The following is a 4,436-nucleotide window of genomic DNA, read 5'->3' as shown; positions in this document are numbered from 1 at the left end:
CGCCCGCCCGCGCGCGGGTGCGCTCCAACTCGGCGTCCACCGACTCCACGAGCAGCGGGCCGAGCACGTGGCCCGCGGCCACGGCCAGTCCGAACAGCGGGACGAGCGCGATCGTGGTGGCCGCCAGGGTGATCCGGAACCGCAGGCCGCGTCCGCGCCACCAACGCACCGGCCCGCGGATCACGTCGGTCGCACCGCGTCGGCCGAGGGGCCGGCACCGGCCTCCCCTCCGGGGACGGTGTCCGGGTCGGAGGCGACGTAGCCGTGGCCGCGGACGGTGCGGACCACCCCGTGCGCCCCGGCGGCCTCCAGCCTGCGCCGCACGTAGCCGACGTAGACCTCGACGACGTTGCGGGTGGCGGCCTGTTCGTCCCCCCAGACCGCACGCAGCAGCTCGTCCTTGGTGACCACGGTGCCGGGCCGCCCGGCGAGCACCTCCAGCAGCGCGAACTCGCGCGGCGAGAACGGGACGGGCTCGTCGTGCCAGCGCACCGTGCGGGTGTCCCGGTCCACCACGAGGGGACCGAGCCGCAGCGGACCCGCACCCCGCCGCTCGCCGGACCGGCGCAGCACCGCCCGGACCTGGGCCACGAGCACCACGAACGAGAAGGGCTTGACGAGATAGCCGTCGGCGCCGAGGTCGAGCCCGTCGGCCTGGTCGACCTCACCGTCCTTCGCCGAAATCAGCAGCACCGGGGTGGGCACACCCTCGTCCCGGAGCCGCTCCAGCACGCGGTAGCCGGACAGGCCGGGCACCATGATGTCCAGCAGCAGCACGTCGAAGGTCCCCGTGCGGGCCAGGCGCAGCGCGTCGTGCCCGTCCGCGGTGACCACGACCTCCATACCCTCCGCGGTGAGCCCGCGGCGCAGCGCCTTGCGCACGCCGGGTTCGTCGTCGACCACCAGCACTCGCGGTTTCACACCCACAGGATGCCCGCCCGCGCCGCCGGGCGCGGGAACTCTCAGCGCGATCTCAGCTCCCGGTGCGGTCTCAGGGACGTCTCAGCTCCGCCGCCGCACCCTGGAGGACGTCGGGGCACCCCGCCCACCGACCACCGGACGGGGGCGCGGTGTCGGGGTCCCGGGCACACTGGAGACACCGGACGAGGAGGAACCGTGAACCCGAGAAGACGAGCAACGGCCATCGCCGTGGTGGGCACCGCGGTGGGGGCGACCGGGCTGGGGGTGCTCGCGGCGCCCGCGGGCGCGGGGACGGAGCCCGACCTGCCCCCGGTGGAGGCGCAGGCGCTGGTGGAGTCGGTGCTGCGCGCCGACGTGCCCGCGTTGTCCGGCACCGTCGGGCTGGACAACGGGCTCGACCTGGCGGCCTTGCCGGGGCTGTCCGCGCTGAACTCCGAGTCCGCGCGGGTGTTCCACGACGGGGAGGGGCACAGCCGTGTCGCGCTGGAACGGGAGCGCGGTGAGCTCACCGCCGTGCTGGGCGAGGACGCGCTGTGGACGTACGACTCCGGCGCGGAATCGGCGACCCGCGTCGACGTCCCCCGGGGTGAACACCACCGCTCGCCGGGCGCGGGCCGGGAGGCGGCCGACCCCACCGCACTGGCCCGGCAGTTCGTGGCCGGGGCGCGGGAGAACAGCACCGTCTCGGTGGACGGCACCGCCACGGTCGCCGACCGCCCCGCCTACGAGCTCGTGCTGACCCCGCGGCCGGACGAGCGCACGCTGCTGCGTGAGGTCCGGGTCGCGGTGGACGAGCAGACCCGGATGCCGCTGCGGCTGTCCGTGTTCACCCACGGCACCACCGAACCCGCCCTGGAAGTCGGATTCGACGAGCTCGACCTCGGTGCGCAGCCCGCGCACCTGTTCGAGTTCGAGCCGCCCGAGGGCGTCGACGTCGAATCCGTGGACCCCGGGGAGAAGGGTGCGCGGCCGGACACCGAAGGCCACGGCTCCGGGAACCGGCCCGTGGAGACCGTCGGGGACGGCTGGGACACCGTCCTGCTCACCCGGATTCCCGAAGACGCCCTCCGGCAGGGCTCCGACGCGGGCGGCCCCACCGGCATGGGCAGCCCCCGCGACCTGCTGCGCCAGGTCGGCGAGCGGGTCACCGGCCCGTACGGCTCCGGCCATCTGATCACCACCGGGGCGGTGACGGCGCTGGTGACCGACGACGGCCGGGTGGCCGTGGGCGCCGTACCGGAGCCGGTTCTGACCGAGGCCCTGGGCACCCGGTGAGCACGACGGGAACCACCGTGGCGGGCCGGGCCCCGGGCCCACCCGCCACGGGCTCCGCCGCACGGACCCGGGGACTGCGCAAGACCTACGGGGCCACCGTGGCCGTGGAGCACGTCGACCTGGACGTCCCCCGGGGCGCGGTGCTCGGGATGCTCGGGCCGAACGGGTCGGGCAAGACCACCACGATCCGGATGCTGCTCGGGTTGGTGCGCCCGACGGCGGGCGAGGTGCACCTGCTGGGTGAGCCGATGCCGGACCGGGCGGCGCGCGCGCTCCCGGATGTGGGTGCGCTGGTCGAGTCACCGGGGTTCCACCCGTTCCTGTCCGGCAGGCAGAATCTGCTGCGCCTGGCCGCCGCCGAACCGCACCTGGCGGGTGGTGACCTCGCAGGGGCGGTGTCGGCCGCACTGGAGCGGGTGGGCCTGGCCGGGGCCGCCGACCGGCGATACCGGGGCTACTCGCTCGGCATGAAGCAACGACTCGGCCTCGCGGGGGCGCTGCTGGTACCCCGGCAGATGGTGGTGCTCGACGAGCCCACCAACGGGCTCGACCCCGCGGGCACCCGCGAGATCCGCACGATCATCGGAGAGCTGCACGCCGCGGGGGTGACCGTGCTGGTGTCGTCGCACCTGCTGGCCGAGGTGGAGGCGACCTGCACGCACGTGGCGGTGCTGCACGAGGGCACCGTGGTGGCCCAGGGCGAGCTGGCCGACCTGCTGGAGTCGAACTCGCCCGCGCTGATCGTGTCCACACCGGACACGGAGACGGCGGTGGAGGCGCTGCGCGGGAACCGCGTCCCGGCCCGCCCCGCACCGGAGGGCGTGCGTGCCGACCTGACGGCGGCCACGGCGCCGGAGGTGGTGGCGACACTGGTCCGCGCCGGGGTGGACGTGCACGAGGTGCGCCGGGCCCGCACCGGGCTGGAGGATCTCTTCGCCCGGTTGACACAGGGTGACGACGACGAGCCGGACGCCGGGGAGGCGGCCGTGTCGGCGACACCGGACGAGGAGGGCCCCCGATGAGGTCGACGGAATCCACCGCCTCCGCCGCCGTCGACCCGTCCGGAACGGGCGCGACCGCGGGAGGAGACGGCGGCTCCACGCCCCGTTCCCGTGCCCCGCTCGGCCGGCTGCTCGCCTCGGAACTGCGGCTGGTCTTCCTCCGGCCCCGCACGCTGGTGGTGCTCGGACTGCTCGCCGTCATCCCGGTGATCATGGGTGTGGCGCTGCGGTTCACCGACGGCCCCGGCCCTCCCGGCGGGCCGGGCGGACCGGGGGGCCCGGGCGGCGGCAGCGGCCTGCTGGACATGGCGGCGGGCAACGCGCTGGTGCTGCCCGTCGCGGCGCTGATGATGACGTTGAACCTGTTGTTGCCGCTGGTCGCCGCGATGGCGGGGGCCGACGCGCTGGCCGGGGAACACGCGAACGGGACCCTGCGCGGCTGGCTGCTGGCCCCGGTGAGCCGGGGCAGGCTGCTGGCCGTCAAGGCGTTCGGCATCGCCGTCCTCACGGTCACCGCCGCGTCGGTCGTCGCGCTCAGCGGTGTGCTCACCGCGCTCGCGATCGGCGGCACGGACTCGCTGCTCACGTTCTCCGGCACGACGCCGTCGCTGGTCGAGGTGCTCGGCCGGGTACTGCTCGCCACCGCCTGGGTCGCGGTGCAGTTGTGGGCGGTCGGCGCGGTGGCGCTGGCCGTGTCGTCGGCGACCGAGCACCCGTTGCTGGTGGTGGCGACGGTTCTCGGCGGGGTCGTCGTGTTCAACGTGCTGGCGGTGCTGGACGCGCTCGACTGGCTGCACCCGCTGCTGCTGAACGTCTCCTGGCCGTCGGTCGTGGACGTGCTGCGCGATCCGATGCCGCTGGACGCGCTGGGCGAGGGCGTGGTGCGCGCCGCGTGCTACCTCGTGATCGGGTTGTCGCTCGCCACCGCCCGGCTGATCACCAGGGACGGCTGAACCACCGGTCCGGCCGGGTCACCCGCCGTCGCCGGCGCCGGGGACGACGGCGATCCCGTCCGGATCGAGCCGCAGGCGTGCCCGGTCGCCCGGCACGAGCCGTTCCGACATCGTGGTGACGGCGTCCACCCGTTCCGGGCCGGAATCGGGGCGCACGGACAGTCGCACGTGGTCGGCCCGGTGCAGCCGGGTCACCACCGTCGCCCCGACGTCCCCGCCGGTGCCGACGGCCCCGCGGACCTCGGCACCGGCGGGGACGTCGGGGGTGCTGCGGCGGTCCGCGCCT

The 4,436-nt window shown here is 75.4% G+C and carries 4 protein-coding genes and 2 pseudogenes; 3 read left to right on the top strand and 3 right to left on the bottom strand.

Translation table 11 applies throughout. The annotated features are described in order from the left end of the window. Nucleotides 1-184: pseudogene (locus tag SACPADRAFT_RS32895) on the bottom strand (two-component sensor histidine kinase); the annotation flags it as partial. Beyond that, nucleotides 181-921, bottom strand: a complete 741-nt coding sequence (locus SACPADRAFT_RS0213990) for a response regulator transcription factor (protein ID WP_233357186.1) — start codon at nucleotides 919-921, stop codon at nucleotides 181-183. The gene SACPADRAFT_RS0213990 and the pseudogene SACPADRAFT_RS32895, both read right to left, overlap by 4 nt. Before the next feature lie 195 nt (nucleotides 922-1,116). Between SACPADRAFT_RS0213990 and SACPADRAFT_RS0213985 the strand changes: the two genes are divergently transcribed. From SACPADRAFT_RS0213985 to SACPADRAFT_RS0213975, 3 genes are read left to right on the top strand one after another with little or no spacing between them, the layout of a single operon-like run. After that, nucleotides 1,117-2,196, top strand: a complete 1,080-nt coding sequence (locus tag SACPADRAFT_RS0213985) for a LolA family protein (protein ID WP_007026647.1) — start codon at nucleotides 1,117-1,119, stop codon at nucleotides 2,194-2,196. Next, complete coding sequence (locus SACPADRAFT_RS0213980; protein ID WP_051442462.1) at nucleotides 2,193-3,218, top strand: ABC transporter ATP-binding protein; 1,026 nt, start codon at nucleotides 2,193-2,195, stop codon at nucleotides 3,216-3,218. The genes SACPADRAFT_RS0213985 and SACPADRAFT_RS0213980 overlap by 4 nt, the downstream gene beginning before the upstream one ends. Then, nucleotides 3,215-4,150 carry an ABC transporter permease subunit gene (locus tag SACPADRAFT_RS0213975; RefSeq protein WP_007026649.1) on the top strand — a complete coding sequence of 312 codons (936 nt, stop codon included), beginning with the start codon at nucleotides 3,215-3,217 and terminating at the stop codon, nucleotides 4,148-4,150. The genes SACPADRAFT_RS0213980 and SACPADRAFT_RS0213975 overlap by 4 nt, the downstream gene beginning before the upstream one ends. Before the next feature lie 18 nt (nucleotides 4,151-4,168). On the opposite strand, the pseudogene SACPADRAFT_RS32890 reads toward SACPADRAFT_RS0213975, so the two are convergent. After that, nucleotides 4,169-4,436 (bottom strand): annotated as a pseudogene (locus SACPADRAFT_RS32890) (TOBE domain-containing protein); the annotation flags it as partial.

It is taken from the genome of Saccharomonospora iraqiensis subsp. paurometabolica YIM 90007, assembly GCF_000231035.2.
Classification (GTDB): domain Bacteria; phylum Actinomycetota; class Actinomycetes; order Mycobacteriales; family Pseudonocardiaceae; genus Saccharomonospora; species Saccharomonospora paurometabolica.
Note: the sequence above shows the minus strand (reverse complement) of the source record. Positions and strands in the feature narration are given on the sequence as shown.